The organism is Providencia sp. PROV130 (genome assembly GCF_028482225.1).
GTDB classification, from domain to species: domain Bacteria; phylum Pseudomonadota; class Gammaproteobacteria; order Enterobacterales; family Enterobacteriaceae; genus Providencia; species Providencia rettgeri.
The window spans coordinates 66,494-88,012 of the sequence record NZ_JAMPQC010000006.1; the positions used below are offsets into that span (position 1 = coordinate 66,494).

The 21,519-nt window shown below is 41.3% G+C and carries 17 protein-coding genes; 16 read left to right on the forward strand and 1 reads right to left on the reverse strand.

The annotated features are described in order from the left end of the window. The first annotated feature begins 47 nt into the window (after positions 1 to 47). Genes PSF28_RS06045 through narI form a run of 4 tightly spaced genes read left to right on the forward strand, consistent with a single transcriptional unit; the run spans position 48 to position 6,746 of the window. Positions 48 to 3,809, forward strand: coding sequence for a nitrate reductase subunit alpha (locus PSF28_RS06045; protein ID WP_272684787.1), 3,762 nt, complete (start codon positions 48 to 50; stop codon positions 3,807 to 3,809). Continuing rightward, complete coding sequence (gene narH, locus PSF28_RS06050; RefSeq protein WP_210837594.1) at positions 3,809 to 5,350, forward strand: nitrate reductase subunit beta; 1,542 nt, start codon at positions 3,809 to 3,811, stop codon at positions 5,348 to 5,350. Before PSF28_RS06045 ends, narH begins: the two co-directional genes overlap by 1 nt. Continuing rightward, positions 5,347 to 6,072, forward strand: a complete 726-nt coding sequence (gene narJ / locus PSF28_RS06055; RefSeq protein ID WP_210837592.1) for a nitrate reductase molybdenum cofactor assembly chaperone — start codon at positions 5,347 to 5,349, stop codon at positions 6,070 to 6,072. The genes narH and narJ overlap by 4 nt, the downstream gene beginning before the upstream one ends. Continuing rightward, positions 6,069 to 6,746: a respiratory nitrate reductase subunit gamma gene (gene narI, locus PSF28_RS06060; RefSeq protein WP_004907792.1), complete on the forward strand. Its 678-nt coding sequence runs from the start codon at positions 6,069 to 6,071 to the stop codon at positions 6,744 to 6,746. The genes narJ and narI overlap by 4 nt, the downstream gene beginning before the upstream one ends. Positions 6,747 to 6,861: 115 nt before the next feature. Here narI and PSF28_RS06065 read toward each other — a convergent pair whose 3' ends face one another. Further along, positions 6,862 to 7,644: an IclR family transcriptional regulator gene (locus PSF28_RS06065; RefSeq protein ID WP_004907793.1), complete on the reverse strand. Its 783-nt coding sequence runs from the start codon at positions 7,642 to 7,644 to the stop codon at positions 6,862 to 6,864. Positions 7,645 to 7,889: 245 nt separating this feature from the next. On the opposite strand from PSF28_RS06065, the gene PSF28_RS06070 reads away from it, so the two are divergent. The 12 genes from PSF28_RS06070 (at position 7,890) to PSF28_RS06125 (ending at position 21,485) form a co-directional block, all read left to right on the forward strand. Beyond that, on the forward strand, positions 7,890 to 8,885 hold the full coding sequence (locus tag PSF28_RS06070) for a 2-dehydro-3-deoxygalactonokinase (protein WP_210837590.1): 996 nt from the start codon (positions 7,890 to 7,892) through the stop codon (positions 8,883 to 8,885). 33 nt (positions 8,886 to 8,918) lie between these two features. Further along, positions 8,919 to 9,545, forward strand: coding sequence for a 2-dehydro-3-deoxy-6-phosphogalactonate aldolase (locus PSF28_RS06075; protein WP_210837588.1), 627 nt, complete (start codon positions 8,919 to 8,921; stop codon positions 9,543 to 9,545). Between the two features lie 18 nt (positions 9,546 to 9,563). After that, the gene (locus tag PSF28_RS06080; protein ID WP_210837586.1) at positions 9,564 to 11,000 is read left to right on the forward strand and encodes an N-acyl-D-amino-acid deacylase family protein; all 1,437 of its coding nucleotides are present in this window, start codon (positions 9,564 to 9,566) and stop codon (positions 10,998 to 11,000) included. Positions 11,001 to 11,013: 13 nt separating this feature from the next. Further along, positions 11,014 to 11,406, forward strand: a complete 393-nt coding sequence (locus tag PSF28_RS06085; protein WP_004259329.1) for a RidA family protein — start codon at positions 11,014 to 11,016, stop codon at positions 11,404 to 11,406. A gap of 24 nt (positions 11,407 to 11,430) precedes the next feature. Further along, positions 11,431 to 12,882, forward strand: coding sequence for a sodium:solute symporter family protein (locus PSF28_RS06090; protein WP_210837584.1), 1,452 nt, complete (start codon positions 11,431 to 11,433; stop codon positions 12,880 to 12,882). A 21-nt stretch (positions 12,883 to 12,903) separates the two neighbouring features. Continuing rightward, positions 12,904 to 14,157 carry an amino acid deaminase gene (locus tag PSF28_RS06095; RefSeq protein ID WP_272683557.1) on the forward strand — a complete coding sequence of 418 codons (1,254 nt, stop codon included), beginning with the start codon at positions 12,904 to 12,906 and terminating at the stop codon, positions 14,155 to 14,157. Positions 14,158 to 14,401: 244 nt separating this feature from the next. Beyond that, complete coding sequence (locus PSF28_RS06100; RefSeq protein ID WP_272684788.1) at positions 14,402 to 15,361, forward strand: D-2-hydroxyacid dehydrogenase; 960 nt, start codon at positions 14,402 to 14,404, stop codon at positions 15,359 to 15,361. 30 nt (positions 15,362 to 15,391) lie between these two features. Next, complete coding sequence (locus PSF28_RS06105; RefSeq protein ID WP_004259316.1) at positions 15,392 to 16,201, forward strand: class I fructose-bisphosphate aldolase; 810 nt, start codon at positions 15,392 to 15,394, stop codon at positions 16,199 to 16,201. Between the two features lie 36 nt (positions 16,202 to 16,237). Then, complete coding sequence (locus tag PSF28_RS06110; RefSeq protein ID WP_210840267.1) at positions 16,238 to 17,278, forward strand: zinc-dependent dehydrogenase; 1,041 nt, start codon at positions 16,238 to 16,240, stop codon at positions 17,276 to 17,278. 20 nt (positions 17,279 to 17,298) lie between these two features. Beyond that, positions 17,299 to 18,801, forward strand: a complete 1,503-nt coding sequence (locus PSF28_RS06115; RefSeq protein WP_210840268.1) for a xylulokinase — start codon at positions 17,299 to 17,301, stop codon at positions 18,799 to 18,801. 135 nt (positions 18,802 to 18,936) lie between these two features. Beyond that, entirely contained in the window at positions 18,937 to 20,259 is a 1,323-nt protein-coding gene (locus tag PSF28_RS06120; RefSeq protein WP_210840269.1) for an MFS transporter, read from the forward strand. An 80-nt stretch (positions 20,260 to 20,339) separates the two neighbouring features. Continuing rightward, positions 20,340 to 21,485 (forward strand): glycerate kinase, encoded by a 1,146-nt coding sequence (locus PSF28_RS06125; RefSeq protein WP_210840270.1) that lies wholly within the window; start codon positions 20,340 to 20,342, stop codon positions 21,483 to 21,485. Positions 21,486 to 21,519 lie beyond the last annotated feature (34 nt).

Here is a 21,519-nt window from a genome sequence, read left to right on the forward strand (position 1 = left end):
TTTTAGCAATGTACGGCGCCGGTCGCCGTCTCTTTGGAGGCAATCCGATGAGCAAGTTTTTAGACAGATTTCGGTATTTTAAGCAGTTAGGCGAGACCTTTTCAGGTGATCACGGGCAAGAATTAAATGTAAACCGTGATTGGGAAGATGGTTATCGTAGTCGCTGGCAGCATGACAAAGTCGTGCGTTCTACCCATGGTGTTAATTGTACTGGCTCTTGTAGTTGGAAAATTTATGTCAAAAATGGATTAGTCACTTGGGAGACCCAACAGACGGATTACCCACGCACTCGTCCAGACCTACCTGATCATGAACCAAGAGGATGCCCTCGTGGGGCGAGCTATTCATGGTATTTATACAGCGCAAATCGTGTTAAATACCCAATGATGCGCAAGCGCTTACTTAAATTGTGGCGTGAAGCAAAAGCAGAGCAGCAAGACCCTGTTGCAGCGTGGCTATCTATTATCAATGACCCACAAAAGGCACAAAGCTATAAACAAGCTCGTGGTCGTGGGGGTTTTGTTCGTTCAAGTTGGCAAGAAGTGAATGAACTGATTGCAGCGGCAAACGTCGCGACGATTAAAGAATTTGGTCCTGACCGCATTGTTGGCTTTTCTCCAATTCCCGCTATGTCAATGGTTTCCTATGCCTCAGGTGCCCGTTATTTATCCCTTATCGGTGGAGCTTGTCTGAGCTTCTACGATTGGTATTGCGACTTACCGCCTGCATCCCCAATGACGTGGGGTGAGCAAACGGACGTACCAGAATCAGCGGACTGGTATAACTCATCCTACATTATTGCTTGGGGCTCGAACGTCCCGCAAACCCGTACGCCAGATGCTCACTTCTTTGCAGAAGTCCGCTACAAAGGAACGAAAACTGTTGCTGTCACGCCAGATTACGCAGAAATCACTAAATTCTGTGACCATTGGTTGAACCCGAAACAAGGAACAGATAGCGCCATGGCAATGGCGATGGGGCATGTGATCCTCAATGAGTTCCATGTAAAACGTGAAGCAGAATACTTCCGTGAATATGTGCGTACTTACACTGATATGCCTATGTTGGTGATACTCGATAAGCACGAAAATGGTGCCTATGTTGCTGGGCGTATGCTGCGTGCTTCGGATCTCGTTGATTCTTTAGGCGAAGAGAAAAATGCCGAATGGAAAACCATCGCGATTGATGAAGAGACGGGCGAATTATGTGCTCCACAAGGTTCAATGGGGTTCCGTTGGGATAATAGCCAAAAATGGAACTTAGAACCGCGTGCAGGGCAAGATGCGCACCAGGTCAAAATGCAACTCAGCCTTGCGGATACGCACGATGAATTTGTTGAGGTTGGCTTCCCATACTTTGGTGGTTTAGAAAGTGAACATTTTCAAAGCGTTGAACTGAAAGATATCTTACTGCATAAATTACCCGCGAAACGTATTCAGCTTGCCGATGGCAGCGAGTCACTGGTTACTAGCGTGTATGACTTGATGCTTGCTAACTACGGCATTGACCGTGGTTTCGGTGATGAAAACTGTGCGGTTGATTATGATGATATGAAAGCGTATTCCCCTGCATGGGCTGAAAAAGTCACTGGGGTGAGCCGCCAAAATATCATTCGCATCGCTCGTGAATTTGCGGATACCGCAGAGAAAACTCACGGACGTGCGATGGTGATTGTCGGGGCAGGGATTAACCACTGGTATCACATGGATATGACTTACCGTGCGATTATCAATATGTTGATTTTCTGTGGATGCGTGGGGCAAAGCGGTGGTGGCTGGTCTCACTATGTTGGGCAGGAAAAATTGCGCCCACAAACAGGCTGGACGCCACTTGCTTTTGGCCTTGATTGGCAGCGCCCACCACGGCACATGAATAGCACATCATTCTTTTATAACCATTCAAGCCAATGGCGCTATGAAACGGTGGGAACAGAAGAGTTGCTGTCGCCTCTAGCCGATAAACATGCCTTTAGCGGCAGTTTGGTTGATATGAATGTACGTGCAGAACGCATGGGGTGGCTGCCGTCAGCACCACAATTAAATGTAAATCCATTAAATATTGCGAAGAATGCACAAAATGAAGGTATGTCACCCACAGACTATACCGTTAAGCAATTGAAAGAAGGGAATATTCGCTTTGCAGCAGAACAGCCTGATGACCCACAAAACTTCCCTCGTAACTTGTTTATTTGGCGTTCAAATTTATTGGGGTCCGCAGGGAAAGGCCATGAATATTTATTGAAATATTTATTGGGTACTGAAAATGGTATTCAAGGCAAAGACTTAGGCCAACAAGGCGGCGTCAAACCGGAAGAAGTGGAATGGCAAGATAAAGCAGCAGAAGGGAAGGTTGACTTAGTGGTGACTCTCGATTTCAGAATGTCGAGCACCTGCCTGTTCTCAGACGTTATTTTACCGACCGCTACTTGGTATGAAAAAGACGATATGAATACCTCGGATATGCATCCATTTATTCACCCATTGTCAGCAGCAGTCGACCCAGCTTGGGAATCCAAAAGTGACTGGGAAATTTATAAGGGGATTGCCAAAGCATTTTCTGAGGTCAGCGTTGGGCACTTAGGCAAAGAAACGGATGTGGTGACGTTGCCGATTCAACATGATAGTGCAGCCGAGATGGCACAACCATTTGATGTTAGAGATTGGAAAAAAGGGCAATGTGAGCTTATTCCAGGAAAAACTGCACCGCATATTATTTGTGTCGAACGTGACTACCCCAATACTTACGCGCGTTTTACTTCCCTTGGCCCACTAATGGACAAATTAGGGAACGGTGGGAAAGGCATCAGTTGGAATACGCAAGATGAAATTGATTTCCTGAAAAAACTGAATAAAACCCAGCAAGAAGGGGTTAATGCAGGCCGCCCTAAAATTGACACTGCCATTGATGCTGCTGAGGTGATTTTAACCTTAGCACCTGAAACCAATGGGCAAGTGGCAGTAAAAGCATGGGATGCATTAAGTAAGGTTACAGGGCGCGACCATACGCATTTAGCGCGCTACAAAGAAGACGAAAAAATCCGTTTTCGCGATATTGTGGCACAACCACGTAAGATCATTTCCAGCCCGACGTGGTCAGGTTTAGAAGATGAACATGTTTCCTACAACGCTTGCTATACCAACGTGCATGAAATGATCCCATGGCGGACGCTCAGTGGTCGTCAGCAATTGTATCAAGATCACGAATGGATGCGTGCCTTTGGGGAAAGCCTTGTGGTGTATCGCCCACCGATTGACACACGAGCGGCTCAGCCTCTTATGGGGAAAAAATCTAATGGATTCCCTGAAAAAGCACTGAACTTTTTAACACCGCACCAAAAATGGGGGATCCACTCTACTTACAGCGACAACTTATTAATGTTGACGTTAGGCCGCGGTGGCCCAGTTGTTTGGCTTAGCGAAGAAGATGCCCGCGAACTGGGTGTTGAAGATAACGATTGGGTTGAAGCTTTTAACAGTAATGGGGCATTAACCGCCAAAGCGATCGTTAGCCAACGTATTCCTGATGGCATGATCATGATGTACCACGCCCAAGAACGGCTGATCAACTTACCCGGCTCTGAAATTACGGCTCAACGTGGCGGAATTCATAACTCGGTCACGCGTGTTTGCCCGAAACCGACCCATATGATCGGTGGCTATGCGCACCTTGCCTATAGCTTCAATTACTACGGAACAGTAGGTTCTAATCGTGATGAATTTGTGGTTGTTCGCAAAATGAAACAGGTTGACTGGCTGGATGGTGAAGGTGATGCCTACCAGCAGACCTTGAGCGGAAAGGAGAAAGCATAATGAAAATTCGTTCTCAAGTCGGCATGGTGCTAAACCTTGATAAATGTATTGGTTGTCATACTTGCTCAGTGACCTGTAAAAACGTGTGGACTAGCCGCGAAGGGGTAGAATACGCATGGTTTAATAACGTCGAAACCAAACCGGGTATTGGTTATCCCCAAAATTGGGAAGACCAAGAGAAATGGAAAGGCGGCTGGATCCGCACCATTAAGGGTAAATTGATTCCACGGATGGGAAACAAAGTGGGTGTTTTATCGAAAATCTTCGCTAACCCAGATGTACCTGCCTTGGATGATTATTATGAGCCGTTTAATTATGACTACGGCCATTTAAAAAATGCCAAAGAAGGCAAGCACGTACCGACAGCACGTCCTCGTTCATTAATTACTGGCGAGCGAATGAGTAATGTCAAAATGGGACCAAACTGGGAAGATGATTTAGGCGGTGAATTCGCCAAACGAGCCCAAGATAAAAACTTTGAACATATTCAAAAAGAGATGTATGGGCAGTTTGAGAATACATTCATGATGTATTTACCACGCCTTTGTGAACATTGTTTAAACCCAGCGTGTGTCGCGACTTGCCCAAGTGGGGCAATTTATAAGCGCTCAGAAGATGGTATTGTGTTGATTGACCAAGACAAATGCCGCGGCTGGCGTATGTGCTTAACCGGTTGCCCGTATAAAAAAATCTATTTCAATTGGAAAAGTGGTAAATCAGAAAAATGTATTTTCTGTTATCCACGTATTGAGTCAGGCATGCCAACGGTCTGCTCTGAAACCTGTGTTGGTCGTATCCGTTATTTAGGTGTATTGCTGTATGACGCGGACAAAATTGAGTCGGCGGCCAGTGTAGAAAAGGAAACTGACCTTTACCAGAGCCAACTTGATGTTTTCCTTGATCCTCATGATCCAAAAGTGATTGAAGAAGCGCAAAAACAAGGGATCCCATTAAGCGTGATCGATGCGGCACAGAAATCCCCAGTGTACAAAATGGCGATGGAATGGCGCTTAGCTCTGCCACTGCACCCTGAATATCGCACGTTACCAATGGTGTGGTATGTGCCACCTTTGTCACCGATCCAGTCAGTAGCGGATTCAGGGCTCTTAGCCAATAACGGTGTATTGCCAGATGTAGAAAGCTTACGCATTCCAGTGCAATACCTTGCGAATTTATTAACGGCGGGAGATACCGAACCAGTGTTATTGGCGTTAAAACGTATGTTAGCAATGCGCCATTTTAAACGGGCAGAAACCGTGGAAAATCAATGTGATATCAGCGCGTTAGAGCAAGTTGGCTTAACACAAGCTCAGGCACAAGAAATGTACCGCTATTTAGCCATTGCTAACTATGAAGACCGTTTTGTCATTCCATCCAGTCATCGAGAATTGGCACGCGAAGCATTCCCTGAAGCCAAAGCTTGTGGCTTTAGTTTTGGTGATGGTTGCCATGGCAGCGATAGCAAAGCGAATTTATTTAATAGCAGGCGCATTGATGCCATTGATATCACACCAAAAAATAATCAGGAGAAAGCACTATGATGACACTAAAAGTGATTTCTCGGTTATTGGAATACCCTTCGGAAGCGCTTTGGTTACATCGCGATGAGCTCATTGAAGCACTAGAACAGGCTGATGAGCTGCCAGTCACACGGGCTGTTCAATTGATGGTGTTTGTGCGCGAGTATCTCAACGAAGACTTACTTGATATGCAGGCGCAATATTGTGAGCTGTTTGATAGAGGGCGCGCAACATCATTATTGCTATTTGAGCATGTACATGGTGAGTCCCGAGACCGAGGACAAGCGATGGTTGATTTAATGGCTCAATATCAGCAACACGGTTTGCAAATTGATTGCCGTGAATTACCCGACCATTTGCCCATTTATTTGGAATATCTAACGGTATTACCGAGTAATGAAACTCTCGAGGGGTTACAGGATATTGCGCCAATTTTAGCGTTGCTAGGGGAAAGGCTGAAACAGCGAGAAAGCCGTTTCTCCGTTTTATTTGATTTTTTACTTGAGCTTTCTCATAGCGATATTGCGGCGGAGCAATTAAGCAAACAAGTGGCAACCGAAGTACGGGATGACACCCCAGAGGCGCTAGATGCGGTTTGGGAAGAGGAGCAAGTGAAATTTTTTGCCGATGAAAAAACATGTGGTAGCGAAGTGGCGGCACATCAACATCGCTTCGCCAATGCGGTGGTACCACAGTATTTGGATCTCAGTGTGGGCAGCAGCCATGTAGGAGTTCAAAAATGAATTTTATCAATCAATTTTTCTTCGATATTTACCCCTATATCGCTGGGACGGTATTTATTGTCGGTAGTTGGTTACGTTACGATTATGGGCAATACACGTGGCGAGCGGGTTCCAGCCAAATGTTGGATAAAAAGAACATGCGTTTGGCATCAAACTTATTTCATTTGGGGATTATTGGGATTTTTGTCGGCCACTTTTTAGGCATGCTAACGCCTCACTGGATGTATGAATCTTTCTTGCCAATGCATATTAAGCAGTTAATGGCAATGATTGGTGGGGGCGCAGCAGGTGTGATGATGTTAATTGGTGGTGCGATGCTATTGAAGCGCCGCCTAACGAACCCACGAGTGAGGGCAACTTCATCCTTCGGTGACATCATGATTTTAACCTTGCTGGTGGTGCAAGTTTGCTTAGGGTTACTTACCATTCCATTCTCAGCACAACATATGGATGGCAGCGAAATGCTGAAATTAGTGGGATGGGCGCAGTCTATTGTGACATTCCATTGGGGGGCATCCAATTACCTTGAAGGTGTTGGTATCGTTTTTAAACTGCATATTGTGTTGGGGATGACGATATTTTTACTCTTCCCATTCTGCCGTTTAGTGCACATTTGGAGTGCACCTATCGAATACCTGACTCGTCGGTATCAATTGGTGAGAAATCGCCATTAGGTTGGGTTCCACAAGGAGGTGGGCCAGTACATTGCTTTTGTACAACTTGTTCTTGTGTAAACAACAAATATTGCTATTTTGGCACCCCATCTCATATGAGATGGGGTTTTTTGTTTTATTTAGTGCTGGTTGGCTCGATATAGCCAAGGCGGCGGGAAATCAGTAAGCAAACGTGGGCAAGTTCTTCATTAACACGGTCTATTTTGGAAACCATTCTGTGAGTCGGCCCAGCGACACTAATCGCGCCGATCACATTACCGGTATAATTAAATATCGGCCTAGCTACACAGGTAAGCCCTTCTTCATTTTCTTCATCATCTAAAGAAAAACCTTTTATACGGATATCAGCCAAAACTTCATACAGTTTCATGCGGTCGATAACTGTTTTTTCAGTGTATTTGGTTAACGGTTTATCCAGTACTGCATCAATTTCTTCTAACGGTTGGAAGGCTAATAAAGCTTTCCCTATACCAGTACAATAAGCGGGTAGTCGAGCACCCAGTTTTGCGGAAGTTTGAATGGATAGCGTTCCTTCACTTTTATAGAGGTAGACCACATGGCCACTGTTATAAACCCCTAAAAAGCAAGTTTCAAACGTTGAACTCGACAACGTTTTTAAATAAGGGATTGAAACTTCGACTAAATTAACATTCATTAAGCCTTTAATGCCTAGTTCAAGGCTTTTTAAGTCAAGGTTATAGCGTTCTGTAAGATGGTCTAAGCTGACATATTGGCGCTCTTTTAGTGTTTCTAATACGCGAAAAGCCGTGGTTTTTGGAATCTCCGTATTCTTGACCAATTCGGCCAAAGAAATTCCGTCAGAATGGTTACTAATCTCTTCAAGTATGGTCAGTACTCTGTCGATACTCGACGAGTTTGCTTGACTTTCTTTCGTCATCGTAGGCTCCTCACTCACGCTAAGCTCTTTCATTGTACTCATTATTTAAACGTCGTTCCATTTTTACCTCGATGCAATTTTTTTCTCTGAAAAAACATGCAGTACGTAATGTATTGATCTTCATTGAATTTGATTTTTTGATTGTGATCGCTGTCGTTATTCTTATAAAAACGGAACGACATTCCTATATTTTAATGTATGTTATTAAAAAAGGAACGACGTTCCGTTATTTTAAAGGGATAAACATGTTGATAGTGACCATTGATACAGGGACAACGAATACCCGAGTTAGAGCATGGAAAAATAACGCGGTTGTTCGTGAACAAAGTGTTGAAGTTGGTATTAGGGATTGTGCAAAAAATGGCGATAAAACGCTGTTAATTCAATCGATAAAAACAGTGCTAGATAAGCTGTTATCAGGAGTGAGTGCTGAAGAAAGAGAAAATTATCAGCTCGTTGCATCTGGCATGATTACATCCGAAATTGGGCTGTGTCACTTACCTCACCAAGTGACCCCGGTTTCAATGCAGCAACTTGCTAAAGCTACAATGCCTTGTGTTATCAAGGAGATCAGTGAAAAACCGATTATTTTTATACCAGGCGTTAAAAATAACGTGGCAAATATGACGTTTGATTCAATTGAAAGTATAGATGTAATGCGTGGTGAAGAAGTTGAAGTTTTTGGCATTCTAACACAGCAACCGGATCTTGGCCCTGCCTTAGTCATTTTGCCCGGCTCGCATTCTAAGTTTGTACGTCTTGATGAAAATAATAATGTGGTTGCATTGGCAACAACGATGGCAGGGGAGATTTTCGATACATTAACGCACCAGACTATCTTAGCCAGCTCTTTAGAACACCAGTTTGTTCAATGTTTAGATAAAGAATATTTACGCAAAGGTGCTGAGCTTAGTCTGCAAGTAGGGATTGCAAGAAGTTGTTTTTCGGTGAGGCTACTAGACCTTTTCACGGAAGCGACACTTGACCAACGCTCAAGTTTTTTATTGGGAGCTATTTTGGCGTCAGATTTACTCGCAATAAAACATAGCCAAGCTCTTAATATTACTAGCGATATAAAAATTGTTATTAGTGGAAAACCTATTTTGGCGGATGCACTTCAAGAGTTAATTAAAAACGATAGTTATTTCACTGGGGAAATACACCTATTAGACGATAAAAAGGAACAGCCTTTTTCTGGATTGGGTGCAATTTCAATATTAAAAGAAACGCAATGCAAATAAATATTATTAATGGTTTTTTATTAGGTGATTGTTATGAATTCTAAAAATGAAATACCGCTTATTGCAATATTACGTGGAATAAAACCTGACGAAGTTTTAGAACATATCGCTATCCTTGCAGATGAAGGTTTTAATTATATAGAAATTCCTCTTAACTCTCCCGAGTGGGAAAAAAGTATTCCATTAGCGATTGAAAACTACGGCGATAAATTAAAAATCGGTGCCGGTACTGTGCTCAATAAAAGCAATGTTGAAAAGTTGGCAATAATGAACGCTAAAATTATTGTCACACCTAACATTAACGTTTCTGTGATCACGACTGCTCTTGAAAATAAGATGGAAATATTTCCAGGTTGTGCAACAGCAACAGAAGCTTTTACCGCGATTGACGCCGGTGCTGTTAATTTAAAAATTTTTCCTACAGCGCCTTTCGGGGTTAATTATGTGAAATCGCTGATGTCAGTGATCCCAAAAAATATTGCCATTTATGCGGTAGGAGGCATCACTCCGAATAACTTGCATGAATACCTAAGTATTGGCTGCCATGGTGCAGGGTTGGGAAATGATCTTTATCGAATAGGCCAAACACCAGAGAAAACCAGAGAAAAAGCGAGAGCATTTATATCTGCATATGTCGCATTTAAAAATCAAACTAATTAATCTTAAAGAGATATTCAAATGAAATACGATTATGTTTTTAAAAATGCCACTGTAATAGATGGTAGTGGTAAAAGTGAGTTTGTCAGTGATATTGCCGTTAAAGATGAACGGATTATTAAAATATCAAAAAATATAAGTGAAGATGCTGAAAAAATAATTGATTGCTCAGGTTTAATTTTATCACCTGGATTTATTGATGTGCATACTCATGACGATTTAATTGTGATTGATAAGCCTGAATATATCGAAAAAACATCACAAGGTGTAACGACAATTATTGTCGGTAATTGTGGTATCAGTGCAGCCTGTGCAACATTAAAGGGCGAAGTTCCTGACCCAATTAATTTATTAGGTGAATTAAACGAATTTCAATTTGCTGATTTAGCCAGTTATAAACAAAAAATTAATAATGTGATGCCAACCGTCAATGTTGCGACATTAATAGGGCATACAACCTTAAGAAATAATTGTGTGACAGACTTATTAAAACCCGCGACGCCAGACAATATCGCTCATATGAAGCAAGTATTGGCCTCTGCGTTAGATGGAGGGGCTTTAGGATTAAGCACTGGTTTATCTTACGGTAATGCGATTAATTCTTCGACTGAAGAAATTTGTGAGTTGGCTGAATTATTAGCAGAGCATCAGGGAATTTATACCACTCATATGCGAACTGAATATGACGGTATCATTGATGCGATGTATGAAGCCTTCCATATTGGTCGTCATGCAAAAGTTCCTGTGCAAATTTCCCACCATAAGTGTGCTGGGGCAAAAAACTGGGGACGCACAAAAGAAACGCTTACCCTCATTGAAAAATACCAAGCCATGCAAGATATCAATTGCGATTGTTATCCATATCGTGCGGGATCATCAAACTTAGATATCACACAAGTCACTGAAGACTATGACATTCTAGTCACTTGGTCAACGCCATTCCCTGAAGTCGCAGGTAAAACATTAAAAGAAATAGCCGCTATGTGGAGTAGCGATATTTTCCAAGTTGCTGAAAAAATTGTGCCTGCGGGAGCGATTTATTTCCAAATGCACGAAGACGATGTGCGTCGTGTGTTACAGCACCCAAGCAGTATGGTGGGCTCTGATGGCTTACCACGTGACCCTAATCCACATCCACGCCTTTGGGGCACCTTCCCACGAGTTATTAGCCACTATAGCCGTGATGAGCAGCTTTTCCCAATGACCACTGCGATTTACAAAATGACAGGTATGTCAGCACAACGTTTTTCTTTAAAGGATAGAGGCCTTATCCAAGAAAATTATTTTGCAGATATCGTTGTATTTGACCCTGAAAAAATTAATGAAACAGCCACATTCCAAGACCCAAAACAAAAAGCAGATGGCATTGAATATGTGTTTGTTAATGGTGTTCTGACCTATACCAAAAAAGAAATGACAGGGAATAGAGCAGGTAAATTCTTAGAAAGAAATAAATAAAAGAGAGAAAAAAATGATTAAAAGATTCGGAATTGAAGGCTCAAAAGGTACTGGCGGGCAATCTTTACCTTTTGCTAAAGCCGTGTTAGCGGACGGATGGCTGTATGTTTCAGGGCAAACACCCATGATTGACGGGGAAGTGATTGATGGCGGAATTATCGCTCAATCTAAATTGGCTATCGAGAATTGTTTAAACATTATGAAAGATGCGGGATTTGCTACGCAAGATATTGTGCATATGAAAGTGGTATTAAGTGATGCGCGCTATTTCCAATCTTTTAATAAAGTATTTCAGCAATTCTTTGCAGATAACCCACCTGCACGGGTGTGTTTTGTTGCTGACCTTGTCGTCGATTGTATGGTTGAAGTGGATATCACCTGCTTCAACAGCAAATTCAAATCTTAATTGCTAAGGCGATGAGAGGCTACTATGGAACATGATAATTTCTTAATGTGGTTTTTGTTATATGCATTTGTGATGATGTTTGTGGGTTGGTACGTCACAAGGCATCAAAAAACGGGTGAAGACTTCATTCTTGGGGGCAGAAAGCTCCCAATGTTACTCACTCTCGGTTCAACCGTCGGTACGATGGTGGGAACGGGCTCAAGTATCGGTGCAGTCAGTTTTGGTTATTCCAATGGCTGGGCGGGAATGTTGTATGGGATTGGTGGAGCGACGGGGATCTTACTAACGGCTTGGTTATTTGCGCCAGTAAGAAATTATCGCTTTATGACCATGAGTGAAGAGATTTGCTATTACACAGGTGGCAGCCGTCTAGTGAAAAACTTGGTTGCATTATTAATATTCTTAGCATCGATAGGCTGGCTTGGCGCTCATATTCTTGGCGGCGGCTTATACCTAGCATGGGCGGCAGATATTGATATTACTGTTGCGAAGATCATTATTGCGGTTGGCTTTGTTTTTTACGTGGGGATTGGTGGCTATAAAGCGGTTTCATGGATTGATACACTTCAATCAATTGTTTTATTCCTCGGGTTTATCATTCTAGCGGTTGCTTCGGTAAGCTATGTCGGTGGTTGGGATGTTGTTGTTAAGAGTACAGACCCTGACGCCTTTACTTTATTTGGTATTGGTAAATTAGGCGTTTTACCTGCGATATCATTGGCTGTGGTCATTGGCATTGGTGTGTTAGCGACACCATCATATCGCCAACGTATTTATTCAGCGGCATCAACTAAAGCTATCCGTCAGTCCTTTATTATCACAGGTTTACTGTATATGGGGTTTTCGTTCCTACCTGCGATTATCGGGATGGCAACGCATGTGATGGAGCCGAATTTAGAAAACAGCAGCTTTGCTTTCTTATATGCAACTAATGCTTTACCGCACGTGTTAGCGATGGTGGTATTGATTGCAGGTATGTCTGCCAATATGTCATCAGGCAGCTCAGATGCTATCGCGGGTGTTTCTATTATCCTACGTGATATCTATACAATGGTAACAGGTAAGATGCCTCCACCAGAGAAAGCGATCAATTTATCTCGTATCTTCTTACTTGGCGTCATCTTGTTAGCACTTATCTTTGCATTAACTTCGAATGACATTATCGGCTACATTACAAAAATGATATCAATGATTATGTCAGGCCTGTGTGTGACCGTGTTGTTGGGTAAATTCTGGCATCGGTTTAACTGGCAAGGCTGTATTGCTGCATTGGTTGCGGGGAGTTCAACATCATTAACGATTATCTTGACGCCAGAGTGGTCTGCAAAATTAGGTAACCCAGTAATCCCTGCATTAGCCATCAGTTTGCTCTGTGCGGTTGTTGTGACATTGATAACACCAAAAAATAAACTCAGTCGTGAAGAAGTACTAGAAAATATTACTCACGAGAGAGAAAACACAGCCAAAAGCCAGTAACCAGCAAGTTGAGGAAAAAAAATGACGAAACTGAATGTGTTAGCAGGCGTAGGGCATAAATCAGCCTCATTAAATCAAGAGGGTATTTCGGTAAATATTCTACATGAGGATGTATGCTTGCCTGCGGTGGTAGTGAAGCGTAATGAACTGGAAAATAATATTGCATGGATGCAGCATTATTCGAATGTGGCGAATGTTTCATTGTCCCCACACGGTAAAACCACCATGACGCCTGCCATTTTTAAACGACAAATTGCTCAAGGTGCATGGGGGCTAAGTGTAGGAACAGCTTATCAAGCCAAGGTGGCAGTGGAGTCAGGTGTTCAGAATATCATTATTGCGAATCAAGTCGTGGGTAAAACCAATATTCGATTACTTGCAGAGTTAGTGCAATTAAATCAAGCCAATATTTATTGTTGTGTTGATAACGTGACTCATGCAAAACAGCTGGCGGCCTTTTTTTCATCGTTAGATTTAACCATAAATGTTCTGATTGAGTTAGGGGTTAATGGTGGACGCTGTGGGTGTCGAAGTGAAGAAGAAGCCATCACATTGGCAAACGAGTTAACCAAACTTCCTTCTTTGATGATTGCTGGCATTGAATTCTATGAAGGCGTTATTCATAGCGATGATGCCCAAAAGGATATTGAAGAGATACAGCAATTTTTACAGCGAGTGTTAACCACCAGTCAAAAACTGGATAACTTAGGCGTATTTGCACGTTATTCAGGGGAGTTATTAATCACTGGGGCAGGTTCAGTTTGGTATGATCTGGTCAGTAAAAAAATGGCAGAGTTTCATCTTTCTAAACCTATTCGGTTTGTGATCCGCCCTGGATGCTATATTACACATGACCACGGTATTTATGATGAAGCCCAGAAAGCATTGAAAGTTAGGGATAGTATGGCCTGCCAGTTAGATGGCGATTTGATGCCAGCGATGGAAATTGTGGCATTAATTCAGTCAGTACCTGAGAAGGGACGAGCGATTGTTAATTTTGGCAAAAGGGATGTCGCCTTTGATGCAGGTTTACCTCAGCCTCTAATGCAATATCGAGAGGGGAAGCCAGTCTATTTTCAAACGAATAGTGCAAAAACAGTCGGATTAATGGACCAACATGCCATTTTATCTTTTGATGAAAATTGTGATTTTCAAGTTGGCGATATACTGATCTTTGGGACATCTCACCCCTGTATTACATTTGATAAATGGAAAGTGATTTATCTTGTTGATGATAAATATGATGTTATAGAGGAAATGCCAACCTTTTTCTAATGTAGAGTTATTAACTCACTTTATTTTAAATCGGTCACTTGTTTTAAGTGGCCGATTTTTTTATTCATCACATTCTTGTGATCGAATTCATAACAAATTGTGCATTTGCACAACTATATTCAATTTTTAACATTGAAAACTAGTCATTCTTACAATGCCTTCCTGATAAGTGAATTATATAATTTTATTAAATCAAAAAGTCTAATTGATATTCATTTTGTTGATTAATTGGGTGGTGATAAAAATGACAGTTAAAATCGTGTTTCTCGATCATGAAACTTTCCCTGAAGGAATAAATATTAAGGAAATAAATAAAGAATATAGTTTAGAACTGTATGGGAAAACATCGGAAGATGAAATTATTGAGCGAGTAAAAAATGCAGACATTATTATTACCAATAAAGTAAAAATTACTAAAAAAGTTATTGAAGCTGCAAAGCAACTCAAATTTATTTCTGTCGCTGCAACAGGAACGGATGTGATTGATATTGGTGCTTGTAATGAGCGTAATATATTAGTTTCTAATATCAGAAATTATGCAATAAATACAGTTCCTGAGCATACGTTTACCTTGATTTTAGCCTTACGTCGTAGCTTATTAGCCTATGCACAATCAGTACGAAATGGTCGTTGGCAAGAGTCAGGCCAGTTTTGTTATTTTGATTATAAAATTAATAATTTATCTGGGTCGACGCTTGGTATTATCGGTGATGGTGTCTTAGGTAAGGCAGTTGCTGATATCGCAAAAGCTTTTGGTATGAAGGTGCTATTTTCCACCTACAAAGGCACAAATAATATGGGCCCACTATATACACCATTTGAAGATGTTATTACGAAAAGCGATATTATTTCTATTCATTGTCCATTACTCAAATCCACTAGGGATTTAATTAGTTTTCCAGAATTCGAGCAGATGAAACCGTCTTGTATTTTAATTAATACTGCACGAGGTGGGATCGTTAATGAAGAAGCATTATATGGCGCTTTAATAAATAATAAAATATTAGGTGCTGGGTTTGATGTTTGTATTTCAGAACCACCAGAAAAAGAAAGTTATATGATGAAATTAACTCAGTTATCAAATTTTATTCTTACCCCTCATATCTCATGGGCTAGTTTTGAAGCCATACAAACCTTATCAGACATGATGATGGACAATATCGAAGCCTTTTTATCTGGCCATCCTCAAAATTTAGTTAATTAATTCACTCATTGATTTAAAGAGGTCATCAATATGTTTTTAGGAAAAGAAATCCGTTTAAAAAGATTATTAAATAAAAAATCTGGTCGTCTTCTTGCAATTACTATGGATCATCCGATTACACGTGGTGTATTACCGGGAATTGGTGATATTAAATCCGTCATGAAACAGGTTGTTGCGGGCGCGCCTGATGCCATTACGATGCATAAAGGTATTATTGAAAAGGTTTATCCTCCGTATGTTGCTTCCGATGTTTCTATCATCATGAAAGCGACAAGTTATTCCATACCCTACCATGAAGCTTATGACACACCCGTTGCTGACGTTGAAGAAGCGATTCGTTTAGGAGCCGACGCCATTTCCGTCGGCTGTATTATGGGTGGACCAGAACAGGCACAGCAATTGACATTTTTAGGTCAAGTATCGAAAGCCGCTGCTTCCGCAGGACTGCCTTTAGTCGCACATATTTATCCAAAAGGCCCAATGATTGAAGACAGTTTTGATGCGAAAAATCTCGCTTACTGTGTTCGCGCAGGCGCTGAGCTAGGTGTCGATATCATCAAAACACTCTGGTCTGGTTCCCCTGAGACATTTAAATCTGTCGTTGATAGCTGCCCAGCTATGGTTGCTTTAGCTGGTGGTGATATGGGGAGCGATCTTGTTAGCTTCCTAACAAATACACGTAAAGCATTAGATATTGGTGTTGGTGGTGTGACGTACGGGCGTTTCGTATGGCAGCACGAAAACCCAACAGCAGTCATTAAGGCTCTGAATGCATTAATCAATGATGATTGTTCGGTTGACCAAGCTATCGCGGAATACAAGCAAGCGGGTGGCAAATAACCAACGTTCATAGCTGTTATGCATGGGGAGGAAAAAATGAAAGCAGCGGTATTGTATGCGCCTAATGAACTTAGAGTGGTAGACGTTAAATATCCACAAGTTGGTAAAGGCGATGTAGTTATTAAAGTCAAGGCTGCCGCGATTTGTGGAACTGACGGACGGATTATTTCCGGTAAAAAAACCAAAGGTGTACGTTACCCTTCTGTAATAGGACATGAATTTTCAGGGGAAATTGTCGAAGTCGGTGAAAATGTGACCGACCTAAACATCGGAGATGCAATCGCTGTTGACCCTGTAGTGCCATGCCGTTCTTGTGTTTATTGTCGTATCGGTAAAGAAAATGTCTGTTTAAACCGCCAAGCAATCGGTTATGAATTTGATGGCGCTTTTGCGGAATATGTTCGAATACCCGAGGTTGCTTTGTCATCGGGTAATGTCTTTAAGATACCACAAGGGATGTCTTTTGAAGCCGCAGCATTAGCTGAGCCGTTAGCTTGCTGTATCAATGGACAAAAAAATGTGGGGATTGAGCTCGGTGATACGGTGGTCATTATTGGTGCTGGGCCTATTGGGTTAATGCATGTGCAACTTGCGCGTTTCTCAGGTGCGACAAATATTATTGTTAGTGAACTCAATGAACAACGCCAGCAGGCTGCGTTAAATTGCGGTGCCACACGTGTCGTCAATAGCCAGCAAGAAAACTTACTGGATGTGGTAAAAGGCTTGACGGAAGGGGTGGGGGTAGATGTTGTGATTATTGCTATTGGCATCCCTGGATTAGTTAATCCCGCATTGGAACTCGCTAGAAAAGGAGGACGAGTTAACCTGTTTGCCGGCTTTTCAAAGGATGATATGGCGCAAATTGATGTCAATATTATTCACTACAACGAGCTTATTCTTACAGGAGCCAGTGCGCTAAGTCGAGAAGGATACCAGCAAGCCTTGACACTGATTTCTTCGGGCTTAATTGATATCGAGAAATTAGTAACTCACCGATTTGCTTTAGATGAGATCAACGAGGCCATGGCAACCGCTCAAAAAGGTGACGCGATTAAAATTATTATACATAACAATTAAAAGCAGGCGTTGGAGGCAGCATGATGGACAGTGTCTATTTGGGAATTGATGCAGGTAGCAGTAGCGTGAAAGTTTGTGCGTTTAATTTCCATGGAGAATTATTGGCAAAGGCTTCACGTGATACCAATATTATTTCCAAATCTCCCAAAAATCATGAAATCGACTTAAATGACTTTTGGAAAAAGACCGCAGATGCAGTCAGAGAAGTGACTTCTCAAGTAAAGAATATCGTATCTGTGAGTTTTTCTGTTGCTTGCCCAACGCTGGTTTTATTGGATAAACATAATAAACCTGTCGCAAATGGGATTACTTATCTTGATGGGCGTTCCGAAGGTTTCATACAGCAAACACTCGGGGAAAATATAACGCATGTTCGGGCGCTTTCTTGTAATAGTCCAAGTCCGTCTGCATGTTGGGTGGGAACGTTAGGATGGCTACAAGAACAACAGCCGGAATTAATGCAAAAAGTTCATAAAGTTGTGCTACTTAATAGCTTTTTATCTTTAAAGTTAGGAAGTCAAAAAGCTGCCATTGACCCGACTCAAGCCGCGTATTCTGGCGCAGTAGTTTTGTCTAAAGCACCTAAGTGGTCAAAAGAACTATTAAGGTATTGGAAGTTTAATCACGATATTTTACCGCCGATTTACCAGTGCACTTCTGTGGTTGGTAAAGTGAGTAAAGAAGCCGCTCAAGAAACGGGGTTAAAAGAAAATACACCAATTATTTTAGGGTCGGCAGATACTGCTGCTGCGGCATTTGCCGTTGGGCTACTTGACCCAGAAACAGCTTTTGAATCAACAGGAACATCAGGGGTCATTACGTTTTGCTTAGAAGAGCCGAACTTTGATCCTCGTTTTATGAACCGATACCACATCGTTCCCAATCAATGGTTGGCCCATGGAGCGATGTCGACAACTGGGGGGACATTCAGTTGGCTAAATCAGGCGGTTTGGCCGGAAGTTAATGACCATGAACAGTTGGAGATCTTTTCAAAATCATCAGTACCTGGTGCTAATGGTTTAATTTATCTGCCTTATTTAGCTGGAGAACGTAGCCCTATTTGGGATGTTAATGCATCGGGAGCATGGATAGGCTTACGTCTAAATCATACTCGCGATGATATGGTCAGGGCGGCATTTGAAGGTACAGCATATGGTTTAAAACAGATTTTGAATATTGCTAATGAAAAATGGGGAGTGATATTAGATGAATTACTCAGCGTAGGGGGAGGATCACGTAATACGTTATGGACTCAAATTAAAGCGGATATTCTTCAGGTTGAATATAATATTGCCCAAACAGCAGACGCAGCGGCTTTTGGCGCTGCAATGGTTGGTGCGACAGGAGCCGGTTTTTTCTGTGGCATTAATGACCCTGATTTGCCGATTATAAAAACAGAAGATATCACATTCACACCAAATCAAGATAAAAAAACACAAGATACTTATAACAAGCAGTTTAATATTTACAATGGGCTGTATCCTTTATTAAAAGAAACAATGCATAGCTTGTCGAGTAAATAAAATCAGTTGAAGTAAGTTTAAATTAAATAACGTTCCTAAATGTTAATTTTAATGAATTAGCAGGGATCGTTTCATTCTTAAAAAAGCAGGTAATAAAACGTGTATTAAATAATAAACTGCTCTGGAGCGAAAATAATGATAAATTCAAATCCGATTAGGCCAAAGACGAATTATCGTTGGGTGGTATTAGCCCTGATTTTTATCGTCTATGCTGTAAATTATGCAGACAGAAGTAATATTGGTGCGGTTTTACCTTTTATTACTGATGAGTTTAAATTAACTAATTTAGAAGCGGGCTCTCTCGCGAGTATGTTTTTCCTCGGTTATGCTTTATGCCAAATACCCGCAGGATTTTGGATGGCAAAACGTGGGATCAGAGGTATGGTGTCATTATCCATTCTCGGTTTTTCTGCCATGACTTGGTTTATTGGCTTAGCCCAATCTGCCTTTGCTATTAAGTGGTTGCGTCTTGGCTTAGGTATGGCCGAAGCACCAACTCCTGTCGGGCTAACGTCGACAATTAATAACTGGTTTCCAGCAAAAGAAAAAGCAACTGCCACTGGCGTTTATATTGCTTCAACGATGTTTGCTCCGATTATTGTTCCACCATTAGTCGTTTGGATTGCATTAACTTATGGATGGCGTTGGGTTTTTATTTTATTTGCTATTCCCGGTATTTTTCTCGCAATTATTTGGTATTTATTTGTTAGAACAAAACCAGAGGAAAGTCGCTTTGTTTCGCAAAGTGAATTAGATTATATTCGTGCCGATAATTCAGAAATTGCAGAAAAGAAAATAGAAGGCAATATTGTTTTGAGTCCTAAATTTAATACGTTAGATAAATTTATTCGTGTTAAATCAGTCACACCATTAAGTTCAGCTTCCCAAATATTTAAATCTAAAAATATTTGGTGTAATACTATTTCTTATTTCATGATGGTAAGTATTTTATATGGAATATTAACCTGGATACCGTCTTATCTGGTAAATGAAAAAGGCTTTTCATTTATGAAGATGGGCTTTGTTGCATCAATGCCATTTATTGGTGGGTTTATCGGTTCGATTTTTGGTGGCTGGATCTCTGATAAAGTTTTTGGTCGTCGTCGTAAACCCACCATGCTTTTTACCGCAGTAGCGACGATTGCGATGATGTTAGTGATGTTGAATGTACCCGAAAGCACGACCGCAGTTGCACTTGCCCTTTTCTCGGTTGGTTTGTTCTTGAATATTGGCTGGCCTGCATTTACTGCTTATCCAATGGGAGTCGCTGATAATAATAACTATCCAATTGCGATATCTGTTGTGAATAGTGGAGGAAACTTAGGGGGCTTCGTTTCACCTATGATGGCAGGGTTATTGTTAGATATGACCGGTAAGTTTGATGCTGTTTTCTCTTACTTTGGTATCTGTGCGGTGATTGGCTTAATTATGATCCTTTTACTCGATGAACCGAAATAATAAAAAGTCGTATCAGGTGGGCGAGTACCCACCTGAATTTTTAACTTATTGATAATAAAAATTTCTAAAGGATTATTTTTATGAAAATAGTCATTGCACCTGACTCATTTAAAGAGAGTTTATCTGCATTGAAAGTCGCAACGGTTATTGAGAACGGGTTCAAAGAGGTATTTCCACATGCAACTTATGTTAAGTGCCCTATTGCGGATGGCGGTGAAGGCACAGTTGTCACGATGGTTGAGGCGACCAATGGGGAAATTTATCATCTTGATGTTATTGGTCCTTTAGGCTCGAGTGTTCAGGCATTCTATGGTTTATCTCAAAATAAACAGCAAGCATTTATTGAAATGGCTGCGGCAAGTGGGCTAGAGCTAGTCCCTATTGAATTAAGAAACCCATTACTTACGACATCATATGGAACAGGAGAATTGATAAAGGCCTGCCTAGATACTGGGGTAAAGCAAATTATTATTGGTATAGGTGGAAGTGCAACCAATGATGGCGGAGCAGGAATGTTGCAAGCACTTGGGGCCAAATTATTAGATTCGCATGGGCAACAAATCAAATTAGGGGGACAAGCGCTTGCCGATTTAGCGAGTATTGATGTCAGCACAATGGACTCTAGGATAAAAGCTTGTCAATTTAGTATTGCTTGTGATGTTTCGAACCCATTAATTGGGAAAAATGGGGCATCTGTGATATTTGGCCCCCAAAAGGGTGCGACGAATGAACATGTTGAAATATTAGACAAAAATTTAGAACATTTTGCAGATATCATTAAGCGAGATTTGCATGTGGAAGTTCACTATATTGCAGGAGCAGGTGCTGCAGGAGGGATGGGAGCGGCATTACTTGCTTTTCTCAAAGCGGAACTTAAGCCTGGTTTTGATATTATTGCACAAACCTTGAACCTTGAATCACATATGGTAGGGGCAAATTTAGTCATTACAGGGGAAGGGCGGTTAGATAGCCAAAGTTTAAATGGCAAAGTGCCTTTTGGCGTCGCTCAGTTAGCGAGAAAACATAAAATACCCGTTATTGCCATTGTTGGAAGCCTTGGTGATGATCTCAGTCATTTACAACAATATGGTATTGATTCAGCGTTTAGTATTTTACATAAAATTAGCTCACTAAAAGAAGCTCTAAATAATGCTGAAAGTAATTTATTTAATTGTACTAAAAATATTGCAAATACGCTGAATATTAAAATAGATAATACAAATTGAAATAATATTTTTAAAATTTAACTTTGTTTGCTTT

What these genes read in the sequence shown, in the direction of transcription:
- PSF28_RS06125 (WP_210840270.1), top strand. Translation starts at nt 20,340, where the DNA reads ATGAAAATAGTCATTGCACCTGACTCATTTAAAGAGAGTTTATCTGCA.
- narH (WP_210837594.1), top strand. Translation starts at nt 3,809, where the DNA reads ATGAAAATTCGTTCTCAAGTCGGCATGGTGCTAAACCTTGATAAATGT.
- PSF28_RS06105 (WP_004259316.1), top strand. Translation starts at nt 15,392, where the DNA reads ATGTTTTTAGGAAAAGAAATCCGTTTAAAAAGATTATTAAATAAAAAA.
- PSF28_RS06090 (WP_210837584.1), top strand. Translation starts at nt 11,431, where the DNA reads ATGGAACATGATAATTTCTTAATGTGGTTTTTGTTATATGCATTTGTG.
- PSF28_RS06045 (WP_272684787.1), top strand. Translation starts at nt 48, where the DNA reads ATGAGCAAGTTTTTAGACAGATTTCGGTATTTTAAGCAGTTAGGCGAG.
- PSF28_RS06070 (WP_210837590.1), top strand. Translation starts at nt 7,890, where the DNA reads ATGTTGATAGTGACCATTGATACAGGGACAACGAATACCCGAGTTAGA.
- narI (WP_004907792.1), top strand. Translation starts at nt 6,069, where the DNA reads ATGAATTTTATCAATCAATTTTTCTTCGATATTTACCCCTATATCGCT.
- PSF28_RS06110 (WP_210840267.1), top strand. Translation starts at nt 16,238, where the DNA reads ATGAAAGCAGCGGTATTGTATGCGCCTAATGAACTTAGAGTGGTAGAC.
- narJ (WP_210837592.1), top strand. Translation starts at nt 5,347, where the DNA reads ATGATGACACTAAAAGTGATTTCTCGGTTATTGGAATACCCTTCGGAA.
- PSF28_RS06115 (WP_210840268.1), top strand. Translation starts at nt 17,299, where the DNA reads ATGATGGACAGTGTCTATTTGGGAATTGATGCAGGTAGCAGTAGCGTG.
- PSF28_RS06100 (WP_272684788.1), top strand. Translation starts at nt 14,402, where the DNA reads ATGACAGTTAAAATCGTGTTTCTCGATCATGAAACTTTCCCTGAAGGA.
- PSF28_RS06065 (WP_004907793.1), bottom strand. Translation starts at nt 7,644, where the DNA reads ATGACGAAAGAAAGTCAAGCAAACTCGTCGAGTATCGACAGAGTACTG.
- PSF28_RS06080 (WP_210837586.1), top strand. Translation starts at nt 9,564, where the DNA reads ATGAAATACGATTATGTTTTTAAAAATGCCACTGTAATAGATGGTAGT.
- PSF28_RS06095 (WP_272683557.1), top strand. Translation starts at nt 12,904, where the DNA reads ATGACGAAACTGAATGTGTTAGCAGGCGTAGGGCATAAATCAGCCTCA.
- PSF28_RS06085 (WP_004259329.1), top strand. Translation starts at nt 11,014, where the DNA reads ATGATTAAAAGATTCGGAATTGAAGGCTCAAAAGGTACTGGCGGGCAA.
- PSF28_RS06075 (WP_210837588.1), top strand. Translation starts at nt 8,919, where the DNA reads ATGAATTCTAAAAATGAAATACCGCTTATTGCAATATTACGTGGAATA.
- PSF28_RS06120 (WP_210840269.1), top strand. Translation starts at nt 18,937, where the DNA reads ATGATAAATTCAAATCCGATTAGGCCAAAGACGAATTATCGTTGGGTG.